Annotated in this window: 9 protein-coding genes; 6 read left to right on the top strand and 3 right to left on the bottom strand. The window is 70.6% G+C overall.

Translation table 11 applies throughout. The annotated features are described in order from the left end of the window. Positions 1-88 precede the first annotated feature (88 nt). Positions 89-4,399: a GH92 family glycosyl hydrolase gene (locus tag AA23TX_RS19880; protein ID WP_155543989.1), complete on the bottom strand. Its 4,311-nt coding sequence runs from the start codon at positions 4,397-4,399 to the stop codon at positions 89-91. 149 nt (positions 4,400-4,548) lie between these two features. Here AA23TX_RS19880 and AA23TX_RS19885 point away from each other — a divergent pair, with 149 nt between their 5' ends. After that, complete coding sequence (locus AA23TX_RS19885) at positions 4,549-6,180, top strand: tannase/feruloyl esterase family alpha/beta hydrolase (RefSeq protein ID WP_155543990.1); 1,632 nt, start codon at positions 4,549-4,551, stop codon at positions 6,178-6,180. A 41-nt stretch (positions 6,181-6,221) separates the two neighbouring features. Continuing rightward, entirely contained in the window at positions 6,222-6,860 is a 639-nt protein-coding gene (locus AA23TX_RS19890) for a class I SAM-dependent methyltransferase (protein WP_155543991.1), read from the top strand. Positions 6,861-6,874: 14 nt separating this feature from the next. Here AA23TX_RS19890 and AA23TX_RS19895 read toward each other — a convergent pair whose 3' ends face one another. Together AA23TX_RS19895 and AA23TX_RS19900 are read right to left on the bottom strand one after the other, a co-directional pair. After that, positions 6,875-8,164 (bottom strand): M20/M25/M40 family metallo-hydrolase, encoded by a 1,290-nt coding sequence (locus tag AA23TX_RS19895; protein ID WP_155543992.1) that lies wholly within the window; start codon positions 8,162-8,164, stop codon positions 6,875-6,877. After that, the gene (locus tag AA23TX_RS19900) at positions 8,157-8,984 is read right to left on the bottom strand and encodes a M55 family metallopeptidase (RefSeq protein ID WP_155543993.1); all 828 of its coding nucleotides are present in this window, start codon (positions 8,982-8,984) and stop codon (positions 8,157-8,159) included. The genes AA23TX_RS19895 and AA23TX_RS19900 overlap by 8 nt, the downstream gene beginning before the upstream one ends. A gap of 170 nt (positions 8,985-9,154) precedes the next feature. Between AA23TX_RS19900 and AA23TX_RS19905 the strand changes: the two genes are divergently transcribed. The 4 genes from AA23TX_RS19905 to AA23TX_RS19920 are packed head-to-tail and all read left to right on the top strand — an operon-like array spanning position 9,155 to position 14,554. Next, positions 9,155-10,987, top strand: coding sequence for an ABC transporter substrate-binding protein (locus AA23TX_RS19905; protein WP_155543994.1), 1,833 nt, complete (start codon positions 9,155-9,157; stop codon positions 10,985-10,987). A gap of 2 nt (positions 10,988-10,989) precedes the next feature. After that, entirely contained in the window at positions 10,990-12,015 is a 1,026-nt protein-coding gene (locus tag AA23TX_RS19910) for an ABC transporter permease (protein ID WP_155543995.1), read from the top strand. Continuing rightward, complete coding sequence (locus AA23TX_RS19915) at positions 12,012-12,908, top strand: ABC transporter permease (RefSeq protein ID WP_155543996.1); 897 nt, start codon at positions 12,012-12,014, stop codon at positions 12,906-12,908. The genes AA23TX_RS19910 and AA23TX_RS19915 overlap by 4 nt, the downstream gene beginning before the upstream one ends. Then, the gene (locus AA23TX_RS19920) at positions 12,905-14,554 is read left to right on the top strand and encodes a dipeptide ABC transporter ATP-binding protein (protein ID WP_155543997.1); all 1,650 of its coding nucleotides are present in this window, start codon (positions 12,905-12,907) and stop codon (positions 14,552-14,554) included. Before AA23TX_RS19915 ends, AA23TX_RS19920 begins: the two co-directional genes overlap by 4 nt. The last annotated feature ends 13 nt before the right edge of the window (positions 14,555-14,567 follow it).

Raw genomic sequence — 14,567 nt, forward strand, 5'->3', positions numbered from 1 at the left:
CCGCCCGGGCGGTGTTGCGCCGCCACCGTGAACGCAGGGAGGCCCTCCCCGCCGAACCGGCGAGGAGGGCCTCCGCTGAACCCCGGGACTAGATCTTCGCGCACTGCCCCGCGGACGGGCCGCGGACGGTGTTCGGCAGGTCGTAGTCCGTCGGCGCCGGCGAGTTGGCCGCGCAGGCCAGCGGGCCGCCGATGGTGCTCGACGTCAGCACCGGCCCGTGGTTGCCGGTCAGCGCGACCGGGCCACCCACCTGGGTCAGCTCGATCGACACCGGCCCGGTCGCCCCGGTGATCGCCACCGGGCCACCGACCTTCGTGCGGTTCAGCACGACCTGGGCGGCGCCGGTCGCCGCCAGCGGGCCCTTGATCTCACCGCCCCGGACCACCAGCGACGCGCCGGGAGCGACGGTCACCGGTCCCGACACCGTCGCGTCCTGCAGGCACACCGTCCCGCTCGACACGGTGAGCGGCCCGGACGACGCGCCGGTGATCGTGCGAGTGCAGGAGGCGTCCGGCTTGCCCAGCAGCTCGAACTCGGCCAGCTGCGCCGGGGCGCCGGTGCTGGTCGCGGTCACTTCGAGCTTGTAGTAGGCGTAGTGCGCCGGGTTGGCCACCTTGAACGCGCGGGTCTGCTGCCGCCAGCTGAACGCCTGGTTCGCCTGCTGGTCGGCCACCGCCCAGGTCTTGCCGTCGTAGGAGCCCTTCAGCGTCCAGCTCTTCGGGTCGCCCGCACCGGTCTGGGACGTCAGCGTGTAGTGCGTGACGGCCTCGTCGGTGTTGTCGAGCTGGTACTGCAGGGCGCCGGTGACGGCGGCCTGGGTGCGCGAGGTGTTGTCGAGCAGCGCGTCCACGTTGGAACCGTCCGAAGTGGACAGCGTGCCCCTGCCGGCGCCGGTCTCGTCGTGCAGTGGCGTCGGAACGGCGTTGTCCTTGGTGATGGACGTCGGCGCGTCGTTCGGGCCGGTACCCCACTTCGAGGGGTTCGGGCCCATGTCGAAGTCGATGACCCCGCCGCGAGCGATGACGTCCTGCGGCAGCGACGTCGAGGAGTACGCCTTGCCGTTGACCTTCACACCCTGGACGTAGACGTTCTTCGCGTTGTTCTTCGGCGCGTTGATCACCAGGTTCTTGCCGCCGGCCAGGTGGATCGTGGCCTTCTTGAACAGCGGCGACCCGATCGCGTAGTTCGGGCTGCCCATCTGCAGCGGGTAGAAGCCCAGCGCGCTGAAGATGTACCACGCGGACATCTCGCCGTTGTCCTCGTCGCCCGCGTAGCCCTGCCCGATCTCGGCGCCGTTGTAGAGCCGCGACAGCGCTTCACGGACCTTCGCCTGGGTCTTCGACGGCTGACCCGCGTAGTCGTACATGTAGAGCAGGTGGTGCGCCGGCTGGTTGGAGTGGCCGTACTGGCCCATCCGCACGTCCCGCGCCTCCCGCATCTCGTGGATCACGCCCCCGTAGGAACCCGGGTAGTTGGCGGTCTCCTGGTCGGCGAAGAACTGGTCCAGCTTGTTCGCCAGGCCCGCCTGACCGCCGTAGAGGTTGGCCAGGCCCTTGCCGTCCTGCGGCACGGTGAACGCCATGCCCCAGCCGTCGGTCTCGGTGTAGTCCCCGCCCCACGAGCGCGGGTCGTACTGGTCCTTGGTCTTGGTGAACTTGCCGCTCGCGTCCTTGCCCTGGAAGAACCCGGTGCTCGGGTCGAACAGGTTCACGTACTGCTGGGCGCGGCTGGTGAAGTACTCGTAGTTCTCCTGGTACTCCGCCTTGCGCGGGTCGTTCGGCGCGGCTTCGTCGGCCAGCTTCTTCGACAGGTTGGCGATGCCGAAGTCGTTGACGTAGCCCTCGATCGCCCACGAGAAGCCCTCGCTGGCGGTGTTGGGCGTGTAGCCGAGGAAGATGCCCTGGTCCAGGCCCTTGCGGCCGACCGCCGAGTTCGGCGGGGTGACCGTGGCGTTCTTCAGCGCCGCGTCATAAGCCGACTTCACGTCGAAGTTCTTGACGCCCTTGAGGTAGGCGTCGGCGAACGCGACGTCGGAGCTGGTGCCGGTCATCAGGTCCGCGTAGCCGGGGGAGGACCAGCGCGCGATCCAGCCGCCGTCGCGGTACTGCTGCACGAACCCGTCGACCATCTTCCCGGCCATGTCCGGCGTGAGCAGCGAGTACGCCGGCCACGTCGTGCGGTAGGTGTCCCAGAAGCCGTTGTTGACGTACATCTGGCCGTCGACCACCTTCGACCCGGTCTGGGTCACGGTGTCCGCGCCGGTCTTGGGCGACACGGGGCTCGCGTACTTGTACGCGGGCTTGTCGGCGGTGCCGGTGTTCTCGAACTGCGAGTTCGGGTAGAGGAACAGCCGGTAGAGGTTCGAGTAGAGCGTCGTGAGCTGGTCCTTCGACGCGCCCTCGACCTCGATCACCTTCAGCTGGTCGTCCCACGCCTTCTGCGCCGCGTCGCGCACGGTGTCGAAGGTCGCGGCCGGGGCGATCTCCTGGGCGAGGTTCTTCTTCGCCTGGTCGACGCTGATCAGCGACGTCGCGATCCGCATGTTCACGGTCTTGTCGGCGCCCGCGTCGAACCGCAGGTAGCCGGTGACGTTGTCGCGGCCCTGGCCGGTCAGCTTGCCCCCGGCGGTGACGGGCTTGTCGAACGTCGCGTAGACGAACATCCGGCCCGCCCCGGCGTACACGTTGGTCTCGGTGTAGCCCGAGAGCGTCCCGTTGGCCGGGTCGAGGGTGAGCCCCGCGGAGTTGTTGACGCTGTCGAAGATCAGGCTCGAGTCCGCGCCCGGGAACGAGAACTTCATCATCGCCGCGTGGTCGGTCGGCGCGATCTCGGTCTTGATCCCGTTCTCGAACTGGACGCCGTAGTAGTGCGCCCGCGCGACCTCGTCGCTGTGCTTGAACGGCAGCGCCCGCTTGTCGCGGTTGGCGTCGGGCACCCCGGCGGCCGCGGACGGCATCACCTGGAACGCCTGCCGGTCGCCCATCCACGGGCTCGGCTCGTGGCTCACGCTGAACGCCTGCAGCTGCGGGAGGTTCTGCGCGTTGTTCTGGGTGCTGTAGTTGTAGAGCCAGCTGCCCGAGCCGGCGTCGGTGACCGGGGTCCAGAAGTTGAACCCGTGCGGCACCGCCGTCGCCGGGAAGTTGTTGCCCCGGGAGAAGGTGCTGTTGGCCATCGTGCCCCGGGTGGTGACCACGTTGTCGCTCGGGCGGGTGCTCGCGGGCGGCGTCGGGGTCGCCGACACCTTCACGTCGTCGAGCCAGCCCTGCAGCGAGCCCGGGCCGTTCGGGTTGTCGTAGCCGACGAGGATCCGGTCGATCGTCTTGCCCTTGGCGACCTGCCCGATCGCCGAGCGCACCAGGTTCCACTGGTTGGCGTAGAGCACCTTCGAGGCGCCCTGGCCTTCCGGGGTCAGCGGGAAGCCGTACTGGTCGGTCGCGCCGAGGTTGCGCAGGTAGGTGCCGTCGGTGAAGGCGAGGTCGATCGCGACGTTGGTGCTGGGGTACTTCAGGTCGCCGGTGATGAACTGCGGCTGCACCTTGTACGAGAGCTCGGTCGACGCCACGACCGGCACGTTCACGTCGAAGATCTTGTTGTACGACCAGCCGTGGCCGGCCTCGGTCTGGCTGCCCGAGTAGCGGAACGCCTTCATCCCGGTGAAACCGACGCGGTTCTTGTTCGTATACCCGCTCGTCGGGCCGGAGTCGGTGAAGCTGCGCATGTTCGGCAGCGGCGGCGGCGCCGGGTCGTCGTTGGCCAGCAGCAGCTCCGAGACCTGCAGGATCGGGCCGCCGTTGTTGCGCGTGACGTCGAGCCGGTAGTACTTGTACGCGGCGCTCGGCGCGGCCAGCTTGTAGTCCTTCTGCTGGAACCGCGCGGTGAACGCCTGGTCGGTCTGCTTGTCCAGGTCCGTCCACGCGCTCGCGTCGTTCGAGCCCTGCAGCGTCCAGTCCTTGGGGTCGCGCTCGTCGAAGTCGTTGGCCGAGGAGATCGCGTAGTGGGTGATCGACGTCGGCTCCGACAGCGTGACCTGCGCCCACGCCGTCGGGTCCCAGGACAGCCACTTCGTGTCGGTGGTGCCGTCGAAGAGGTTCGACACCACTTCGCCGCCGTCGGTGTTCTCGCTGCTGGCGCTGCTCTCGGTGACCTTGCCGCGGATGTCACCGGGGATCGCGGTGCCGTTCGCGCCGTTCACGCCGAAGGCGCGCGGCTTGCCGGCGGCGTCCGTGTCGACGGTGTCGGTCCACGTCGGCTGGACGTCACCCGGCTCGAAGGAGGACGAGAAATCGGCGGGGAGGGCTTCTTCGGCCGCGGACGCCGTCGCGGGGAGGGCGACCAGGCCGGCGGCGACCACGGCGGCGGTCACCAGGAAAGCGACCGGCGGTCTGGCGCTTCGGGGCATCATTGCTCCAAGCTCTGGAGGGATGAACAAGGGCACCGCGCGGGCGGGACCCAGCGGCGCCCAGGAAGACAAACGCGCGGGTGACATCGATGTCAAGACCGGTCGGCAAACCTGGCCAGAACTGGACAACCGAGGGGAACTCCCAACCCATGAGAACAGTCCGGATCTTCACCGCCGTCGTCACATTGACCCTCGCCACCGCGGGTTTCACCCCGGTGGCCGCCACCGCTGCGCCGGACTCCACCGTCCGGCCCACCACCGCCTGCGGCGACTTGGTCCGCGGGTTCGCCCTCCCGGGCGCCGCCACGCACGTCACCTCGGCGGCCGTCGTCGCCGCGACCGCCACCGACCCCGAGTACTGCGGCGTGCGGGGTTACGTCGAGCCCGCTGTCCGCTTCGACCTTCGGCTGCCCACCAAGACCTACGCCGGCCGCTACCTGCAGTACGGCTGCGGCGGCTTCTGCGGCATCGTCAACCCGCCCGCCTTCGCCGACTGCGACCTGCCCCACGGTGGCGACGTCGCGGTCGCCGCCACCGACGACGGCCACGTCGGCACGACCCCGGCCGTCGTCGACGACGGCAGCTGGGGTCAGCACGACCAGGCCGCGCGCGACGACTTCGAGTTCCGCGCACCCCACGTCGTCTCGCGCGCCTCGAAGGCGATCATCCGGGCGTTCTACGGCGCCCCGCCGAAGAAGTCCTACTTCACCGGCTGCTCCGACGGCGGCCGCGAAGGCCTCCTGCTGGCCCAGCGCTACCCGGCCGACTTCGACGGCATCGTCGCCGGCGCCCCCGCCGGGTACTGGGGACCGCTGCTCGGCGTTTACCAGACGTGGCTCGCGCGCGTGAACACCGCCGCCGACGGCAGCCCCGTGCTCACCGCCGCGAAGCTGCCCGCCCTGCACGCCGCCGTCCTCGCCGCCTGCGACCGCCTCGACGGGCTCACCGACGGCCAGCTCGACGACCCGCGCGCCTGCCACTTCGACCCGGCGAAACTGACCTGCACCGGCCCGGACACCCCGGCCTGCCTGACCCCCGCGCAGGTCGGCGTCGTCCGCAAGCTCTACGCACCGCCCACCGACGCCCACGGCACGCTGCTCTACCCCGGCGGCCAGCAGCCCGGGTCGGAGCTGTCGTGGGCCGGGTGGATCATCGGCGTGCCCGAGACCGGCGGCGTCTCCTTCGCCCGCAGCCTCGCCGACAACTACCTCAAGTACCTCGGCTACCCGATCGGCGCCCCGGCGTCGAAGGTCGACGACTTCGCCTTCACCAAGCGCGAGTTCGACCGGCTCACCCCGGTCGGCGTCCGGTACGACGCGATGAGCCTCGACCTGTCGGCGTTCCAGCGCCGCGGCGGAAAGCTCGTGCTGTGGCACGGCTGGGCCGACGAGGCCATCCCGCCGGCCGGCACGCTCGACTACTACCAGCGGCTCACCCGCGGCCACGCCCAGGACTTCGCGCGGCTGTTCATGGTCCCGTCGCTCTACCACTGCGGCGGCGGCACGACGCTCACCGAGTTCGACCCGCTGAAGGAGCTGGTCGCCTGGGTCGAACGCGGCACCACGCCCACGAAGGTGACCGCGACCGGCCGCGACGCCGCCGGGAACGTCACCCGCACCCGCCCGGTGTTCACCTACCCGCAGCGCGCGGTCTACGACGGCAGCGGCAGCGTCGACGACGCGGCCAACTTCCGCCCGGCTCCGCCCGCCTCGCCGGTCCGGGACGTCGTCGACTGGGCCGGCAACGGGCTGTACGCGATCCCGGGGCCGGTGGCCCGGTAAACCGGTCACGCGGGTCCGGCGTCGTCGCTAAGGTCACGATCATGACGACGCCGGACCCCGCCGACCGAGTACTTTCCCGCGCCTCCCTCGCCGAGGGTGACCCCACCCGGTGGTTCGACGAGCTCTACACCGCCGCCGCCCGCGGCGAGGCCGAGGTGCCGTGGTCCCGCGGCACGCCCAACACCGATCTGGCCGCCTGGACGCCTCCTGGTGAAGGCCGCCGGGCGCTGGTGGTGGGCAGTGCCCTGGGCGACGACTCGGAACTGCTGGCTTCGGCGGGCTGGGCGGTGACGGGCTTCGACGTCGCCCCGACGGCGGTCGAAGCCGCCCGCGCCCGGTTCCCGGAGTCCGCGGTGGACTACGTGGTGGCGGACCTGCTGAAGCCGCCGGGGGAGTGGCACCAGGCGTTCGACCTGGTCGTGGAGATCATGAACATCCAGGCGATGCCCCGAGACTTCCGCCCCGCGGCGCTGAGGTCCCTGGCCGGGTTCCTCGCGCCCGGCGGCACGCTGATCGTGTCCGAGGTCGCGGAGGAGAACTTCGACATGGCGACGTGGGTGAGCCCACCGTGGCCGTTCAGCCGCGAAGAGGTCGAGTCGGCCGCCCAGGACGGCGTCAAGCTGGTCACCCTGGAGCGCATCCGTGACGGCGCCCGCCACTGGGCCGAGTTCACTCGCTGACACCGCCCCTCAGTTCAGCAGTCCGCGAGGAACCTCGACAGCACACGGGTCCCGAAGCGCAGGCCCTCGACCGGGACCCGCTCGTCCACCCCGTGCGCCATCGCCCGGTACGGGAAGCCCTTCGGCAGCCACAGCGGAGCGAACCCGTAGTTCACGATCCCCAGCTGCGCGAACGCCTTCGCGTCCGTCCCACCGCCCAGGCAGTACGGCACCACCACCGCCTCGGGGTCCTCCGCGCGCAGAGCGGCGGCCATCGCGGAGAACCACGGCGAGTCCACCGGCGCCTGCACCGGCGGCTGGTGCGCGACGAACTCCCGCGTCACGCCCTCGCCGAGCAACCCGTCCAGCACCGCGAACAGCTCGTCCTCGGTGCCCGGCAGCACCCGCACGTCCACCTGCGCGGTCGCCGTCGACGGGATCACGTTCACCTTGTACCCCGCGTCCAGCATCGTCGGAGTGGTGCTGTTGCGGACCGTCGGCACCACCAGCGAACCGGCCGGGCCCAGCGCGGCCACCGTAGCGTCCACATCGGAAAAGTCCGCCGGGACACCCAACGCCGTGCCCGTCCGCTCCAGGAACGCCCGCACCGCCGGGGTCAGCGTCACCGGCCAGCGGTGCGCGGCGATCCGGTGCAGCGCGCCCACCAACCGGGTGACGGCGTTCTCGTCGTTGGGCCGCGACCCGTGCCCGGCCCGGCCCCGCGCGGTCAGGCGCAGGTGCGCGGTCCCGCGCTCGGCCGTCCCGACCGGGTAGAGGTGCACGTCGCGGCCGTCGGCCGCCGGCACGTGGTAGGTGTAGCCGCCCGACTCGCTGATGGCGGCTTCGCAGCCTTCGAACAGCTCCGGGTGCGAGGCGACCAGCCAGTGCGCGCCCCACTCGCCGCGGTCCTCCTCGTCGGCGACGAACGCCAGCACCAGCTCACGCCGCGGCCGCAGCCCGCCGGCCAGCGCGGCGAGCACCATCGCCACGAAGTCCTTCATGTCGGTCGCGCCGCGGCCCCACAGGTAGCCGTCGCGGACCTCGCCGGAGAACGGGTCCACCGACCAGTCCGCGGCGTCCGCCGGCACGACGTCCAGGTGACCCTGCACCAGCAGCGCGGGCAGCGACGGATCGGTCCCGGGCACGCGCGCGACCACGCTGGCCCGGCCGGGTGCGGCCTCGAGGATCTTCGACGGGATGCCGAGCGCGTCCAGGAACGCCGCCACGTACTCCGCGGCCGGGCGCTCCGGGTTGGCGTCGTTGTTCCCGCGGTTGGTCGTGTCGAACCGGATCAGGTCCGCGCACAGCTCGATGACGTCAGCCATAGATGCCCTGCACCGCCCCGGCCGCGATCGCCGTGACGACCTTGAACGCCTTCATCGCCTCGGTCATGTTCACCGCGTCGAAGCCGACTCGCCGCGTGCCGATCTGCTCCACCGTCGGGATCACCGCCGTCGCCTGCGCCAGGTGGCTCGCGTCGAACTCCACCTCGATCCGGTGCGCCCGGACCTGCCGCTCCTCGCGCCCGGCCCGCGCCATCGCGTCGGCCGCCGCGCCGGTCAGCAGGTCCGCCGTGCGCGCCGGCGGCAGGCAGATCGCCGCGTACCGGCTCACGCACTCCTTCACCTGGACCAGCTCCGCCTCCGGAGCGTAATCACGGGCGTCCTCGCACGTTTCGTCGTCACCCGAAACGAGCAGGACCGGGACGCCGTACTCGGCGGCCATCGCCGCGTTCAGCCGTCCCTCGCTCGCCGGGACGTCGTCCAGCCACACCCCGGTGATCTGGTTCTCCAGGTAGGTGTGGGAAAGGACCCCGTCGAACCCGGCGCCGGCGTGGTAGCCCAGGAACACGACACCGTCCACACCGGAATCGACGCCCTGCATCATCGACAGCGGCTTGTGCCGCCCGGTCAGCATCCGCGCCCGCGGGTCCAGGTCCTCCAGCAGCAGGTTCCGCTGCGACGAGTGCGCCTCGTTGACCAGCACGTCCCCGGCCCCGGCCTCGAACAGCCCGGCCAGCACCGCGTTGACGTCGCCGGTGAACAGCCGCCGGAAGCGGTCCCACTGCGGCGAACCGGGCACGACGTCGTCGGTCCAGGTGACGCCGGTGGCGCCCTCCATGTCCGCCGAGATCAGGATGCGCATGCCCGGCACTTTAACCAGACCGCCGCGGCCCCCGACACGGATCCCCGATCACGGTGCGTAGTCGAACGCGATCGATAACGATCGGACACCTGCCGAGGCGGCAACATATTGCGCGGTTGTGGCGGTATGTGGTTACTTCTCGTCCTTGGGGAGGCTTCACAGCGAGAACGATGGGGTGGTTTTTGGTGCATTTCCCACGCAGAATCGGCCGGTTGGGCCGTGTCGGCGCGGTCGTCGCGGCCGCGACGCTGGCGGCGATCCCGCTAGCCCTGCCGGCCCAGGCCCAGCAGGCCAAGGTGCTGCGGGTCGCGCTGACCACCGGCATCGACCACCTGAACCCGTTCACCGCCGTGCTCGCCGCGTCCACGCAGATCGGCCGGTTCACCTACGAGTTCCTCACCGTCCCGGACGCCGCGAAGGCCGAGGCCTCGCCCGCGCTCGCCGAGTCCTGGACGCCGTCGGCGGACAAGCTGACCTGGACGTTCAAGATCCGCGGCGGCGTCAAGTGGAGCGACGGGCAGCCGGTGACCGCCAAGGACGCCGCGTTCACCTTCAACCGCATGCTCAGCGACGAGGACGCCCGCACCGCCAACGGCAACTACGTCGGCAACTTCGAGACGGTCACCGCCCCCGACGACACCACCCTCGTCATCAAGACGAAGACCGTGCAGGTCAACATGAACCTGCTCGACGTGCCGATCGTGCCCCAGCACATCTGGGAAGGCGTCAAGGACCTCAAGGACCCCTCGACCGACGACCTCAAGATCGCCGGTGTCTCCGACGGGCCGTTCCAGGTCACCGAGTACAAGCCGAACGAGTACGTCAAGTTCAAGGCCAACAAGGACTACTGGCGCGGCGCCCCGAAGGTCGACGAACTGCAGCTGCTGCAGTTCAAGGACACCGAAGCCGCCGTCAACGCGCTCAAGCAGGGCGAAGTCGACGTCATCAACCGGCTCAACCCCAACCAGTTCGCCGCGCTGCAGGGCCAGGACGGCATCACCACCAACGCCGCTCCCGGCCGCCGCTACGACGAGCTCGCGATGAACTTCGGCGTCACCGACAGCTCGAACAACCCCATCGGTGACGGCAACCCCGTCCTCAAGGACATCAACGTCCGCAAGGCGATCACCCAGGCCGTCGACACCCAGTCGCTGGTGGACAAGGTGCTCAAGGGCCTCGGCCAGGTCGGCGGCGGCGTCGTGCCCCCGGTCTACAGCGCCTACCACTGGGACCCCAGCGACAGCGAAAAGGTCAAGTTCGACCTCGCCGCCGCCAACGCCACCCTCGAGCAGGCCGGCTACAAGAAGGGCGCCGACGGCGTCCGCACCGCCCCCGGCGGCGCCAAGCTGGAGCTGCGCCTGACCGGGCACTCCAACCGCAGCTACGACCAGGGCGTCTCGCAGTACGTCAGCGGCTGGCTCAAGGACATCGGCATCACCGTCAAGCAGGACCTCGTCTCCGACGACGAGCTGTCCGACCGCACCGCCACCGGCAAGTACGACCTCGCCATCGGCGGCTACGGCACCAACCCCGACCCGGACTACGCGCTCTCGCTGCACACCTGCGCCGCGCGTCCCTCCGCGGACGGCAAGGGCGGCAGCACCGACACGTTCTTCTGCGACGCGGCCTACGACGACCTGTACAAGAAGCAGCTGACGGAGACCGACGACGCCAAGCGCGCCGGCTACGTCAAGCAGGCCCAGGCCCGGCTCTACAGCCAGTTCCCGACGATCGTGCTCGACTACCAGAACGCGCTCGAGGCCTACCGCTCCGACAAGTTCTCCGCCTTCACCACCCAGCCGCAGCCCAAGGGCGCGATCCTCGAGCAGACCGGCTACTGGGGCGTCTACGGCGCCACCCCGGCCGGCGACCAGGCGAGCGCCGACGCCGGCAGCAGCGGCACCGTCGTGTGGATCGTCGTGGGCGCGATCGTCGTGGTGATCATCGTCGTCGGTGGCGTGATCATCAGCCGCCGCAACAAGACCTCCGAGGACCGCGAGTAAGCATGACCGCCCCCGAACAAGCCGCGGTGCTCGTCGACCCCGACGAGCACCGCGGCGGGACCGGCACCGGCCGGTTCTTCCTCAAGAAGCTCCTCGAAGCGGTCATCAGCATCGTCCTGGTGATCGTGCTGTTCTTCTTCCTCTTCCGGATGCTGCCCGGCGACCCGGTCGCCGCCATGACCCGCGACCGCGCCACCAGCCCCCAGCAGATCGCCGAGCTGCGCGAGAAGATGGGCGTCGACAAGCCCATCTTCGTCCAGTTCGGCCAGTACTTCTGGGACCTGCTGCACGGCGACCTGGGCGAGTCCCGGCTGCTCAACAACGGCCGCCCGGTCGCCGCCATGATCGGCGAACGGCTCTGGCCGACCATCCTGCTCGTCGGCAGCGCCACCGTCCTCGCCGTCATCATCGGCCTGTGGCTGGGCATCCGCGCCGCCTGGCGCCGCGACAGCCTCTTCGACCGCGCCCAGACCGGCATCGCGCTGACCCTCTGGTCGGTCCCGCAGTTCTGGCTCGGCCTGATGCTGCTCGTGGTCACCAACGGCCTGTTCCCCAGCCGCGGCATGCACTCCCCGGACGCCGCGCCCGACGTCCTCTCCCAGACCCTCGACGTCCTGCACCACCTGGTGCTGCCGTGCGTGACGCTGCTGGCGGTGTTCTACGCCCAGTACATGCTGATCATGCGGTCGTCGCTGCTGGGGGAGATGAACGCCGACTACCTCACCACCGCCCGCGCCAAGGGCCTGCGCGACGACCTCGTCCGCAAGCGCCACGCCGTCCCCAACGCGCTGCTGCCGACCACCACGCTGGTGTTCATGCAGTTCGGCGCGGTCGTCGCGGGCGCGGTCACCGTCGAGGCCGTGTTCAGCTGGCCCGGCCTCGGCCAGCTCACCTACGACGCGCTGCACGGCCCCGACCTGCCGGTGCTGCAAGGCGTGTTCACCGTGCTGGCTAGCGCGGTGGTGCTGATGAACCTGCTCGCGGAGCTGCTCTACCGCGTGCTCGACCCCAGGGTGCGTACCTCATGACCACCGCCGAGACGCCACGGCAGATCGCGTGGAGCCGCCGCCGCGCGTCGATCGCCCGGACCTGGCACGAGTTCGCCGCGCAGCGCGCCGCGCTCATCGGGCTGATCCTGCTCGGCGCCACCGTCGTCGTCGCCCTGCTGCTGCCGCTGATCAGCGACGAAACCGGCCTCGACGTCACCAAGGCGACCGGGCAGCCGCTGTCCCCGCCGACGAGCGAGTTCTGGCTCGGCACCGACAACTTCGGCCGGTCCGTGCTGCTGATGACCGTCTGGGGCAGCCGGATCTCCCTGCTCGTCGGGTTCTCCGCCGCGCTGCTGTCGGTCATCATCGGCACGCTCATCGGCATCACCGCCGCGCACTTCGGCGGCTGGGTGTCGGCCACGCTCCTGCGGTTCACCGACTTCTTCCTGGTCTTGCCGTCGCTGATCCTCGCGATCGCGCTCTCGGCGGTGCTGCCCAAGGGCGTCGGCACGATCATCATCGCCATCGGCCTCACCGCGTGGCCCAGCACCGCCCGCCTGGTCCGCGCGCAGACCCTCACCATCGAAAGCCGCCCCTACATCGAGCGGTCCCACGCCCTCGGCGGCGGCCACCTGCACGTGATCGGCAAGCACGTCCTGCCCGGCGTCATGCCGCTCGTGCTGGCCAACACCACGCTCGTGGTCGGCAACTCCGTCATCGCCGACGCGACCTTGTCGTTCCTCGGCGTCGGCGACCCCAATTCCGTCACCTGGGGCCTGGTGCTCGAAAGCGCGCTCAACAACGGCGCCATCAGCCGCGGCGCCTGGTGGAACGTGCTCCCGCCCGGCATCGCGATCGTGCTCGTCGTCCTCTTCTTCACCCTGGTCGGCCGGGGACTGGAGACCGTGCTCAACCCGAGGTTGAAGAAGTGACCACCCCGCTGCTGCAGCTCAAGGACCTCAACGTCACCTACGCGGTCGGCGAGCAGGACGTCCCCGCCGTCCGCGGCGTCAGCCTCACCCTCGACCCCGGCGGCACCCTCGGCGTCGCGGGCGAGTCCGGCTCGGGCAAGTCCACCGTCGCGATGAGCGTCCTGCGCCTGCTGCCGCGCACGGCGAAGATCACCGGTGAGATCGTCCTCGACGGCGAAGACGTCACCGCCATGAAGTGGGGCCGCCTGCGCGCGGTCCGCTGGGCCGAGGCGTCGGTGGTGTTCCAGGGGGCCATGCACGCCCTCAACCCGGTCCGCAAGATCGGCGACCAGATCGCCGAGCCCCTGCGGCTGCACCCGCCGTCGGGGAAGCCCCTGACCGACGCCGAAGTCGACGCCCGCGTCGCCGAGCTGCTCACCCAGGTCGACCTGCCCCCGGGCCGCGCCGGCGCCTACCCGCACGAGCTGTCCGGTGGGCAGAAGCAGCGCGTCATGATCGCGATGGCGCTGGCCTGCTCGCCCCGGCTGATCATCGCCGACGAGCCGACCACCGCCCTCGACGTCATCGTCCAGGCGCAGGTCCTCGACCTGCTTTCGCGGCTGGTCGCCGAGCAGGACATCGGCCTGATCATGATCAGCCACGATCTGTCCGTGCTCGCCGCCACCTGCAAGCGCATCGCGGTGATGTACGACGGGCAGATCGTCGAGGAAGGCCCCAGCGCCGAGGTGATGGCCGCCCCGAAGCACGAGCACACCCGGGCGCTCGCGGCGGCGTTCCCGACGGTCGGCGACCCCGTGTCGCGCTTCGCCCCGGCCACCAGCACGCCGCTGCCACCCGAACCTCCGGAACGGGCGGTGGGAGAGCCGCTGCTGGCCGCGGAGAACCTGCGGGTGTCCTTCCGCGACCGCACCGGCAAGCGGATCGACGCCGTCGCCGGGGTCGACCTCACGGTGGCGCGGGACGAGATCGTCGCTCTGGTCGGGCAGTCCGGCTCCGGCAAGACCACGCTCGCCCGCACCCTGCTCGGCCTGCAGAAACCCGACTCCGGCGTCGTCCGGTACGCCGGGAACCCGGTGCCCTCCGGCGGTGCCGGGCTCAAGGCGTACCGCCGTCAGGTCCAGCTCGTCCTGCAGGACCCGACCAGTGCGCTCAACCCGGCCCACACGGTGTACGAGGCCGTCGCCGAAGGGCCGCGGATCCACAAGCTGGCCGACGAGCGCGCGGTCGTCCACCGCGCCCTGGAGGCCGCGGAACTGCGGCCGGCGGAGAAGTACGCCGACCGGCTGCCGCACCAGCTCTCCGGCGGCCAGCGCCAGCGCGTCGTCATCGCCGGGGCGCTCGCCCTGGAGCCGTCGGTGGTGGTGGCCGACGAGCCGGTCGCGTCACTCGACGCCTCCGTGCGCGGCGAGATCCTCGGGCTGCTGCTGCGGCTGCGCCGCGAGCTGGGCCTGGCGGCGCTGGTGATCACCCACGACCTCGGCCTGGCCTGGAACATCGCCGACCGCGTCGCGGTGATGTACCGCGGCGAGCTCGTCGAAACCGGGACGGTGGAACAGGTCCTGCTCGACCCGCAGCACGAGTACACGAAGTCCCTGCTGGCCGCGTTGCCCGGTGGGACCGCCCAGCGACGCACCGTCGCGAGCTGACCCCGCCGGGACA

Source organism: Amycolatopsis camponoti (assembly GCF_902497555.1).
GTDB lineage: Bacteria > Actinomycetota > Actinomycetes > Mycobacteriales > Pseudonocardiaceae > Amycolatopsis > Amycolatopsis camponoti.

Bases quoted from the DNA above. Each gene is read 5' to 3' on its own strand.
- AA23TX_RS19880 (WP_155543989.1), bottom strand. From the start codon at position 4,399: ATGCCCCGAAGCGCCAGACCGCCGGTCGCTTTCCTGGTGACCGCCGCC.
- AA23TX_RS19885 (WP_155543990.1), top strand. From the start codon at position 4,549: ATGAGAACAGTCCGGATCTTCACCGCCGTCGTCACATTGACCCTCGCC.
- AA23TX_RS19890 (WP_155543991.1), top strand. From the start codon at position 6,222: ATGACGACGCCGGACCCCGCCGACCGAGTACTTTCCCGCGCCTCCCTC.
- AA23TX_RS19895 (WP_155543992.1), bottom strand. From the start codon at position 8,164: ATGGCTGACGTCATCGAGCTGTGCGCGGACCTGATCCGGTTCGACACG.
- AA23TX_RS19900 (WP_155543993.1), bottom strand. From the start codon at position 8,984: ATGCGCATCCTGATCTCGGCGGACATGGAGGGCGCCACCGGCGTCACC.
- AA23TX_RS19905 (WP_155543994.1), top strand. From the start codon at position 9,155: ATGGGGTGGTTTTTGGTGCATTTCCCACGCAGAATCGGCCGGTTGGGC.
- AA23TX_RS19910 (WP_155543995.1), top strand. From the start codon at position 10,990: ATGACCGCCCCCGAACAAGCCGCGGTGCTCGTCGACCCCGACGAGCAC.
- AA23TX_RS19915 (WP_155543996.1), top strand. From the start codon at position 12,012: ATGACCACCGCCGAGACGCCACGGCAGATCGCGTGGAGCCGCCGCCGC.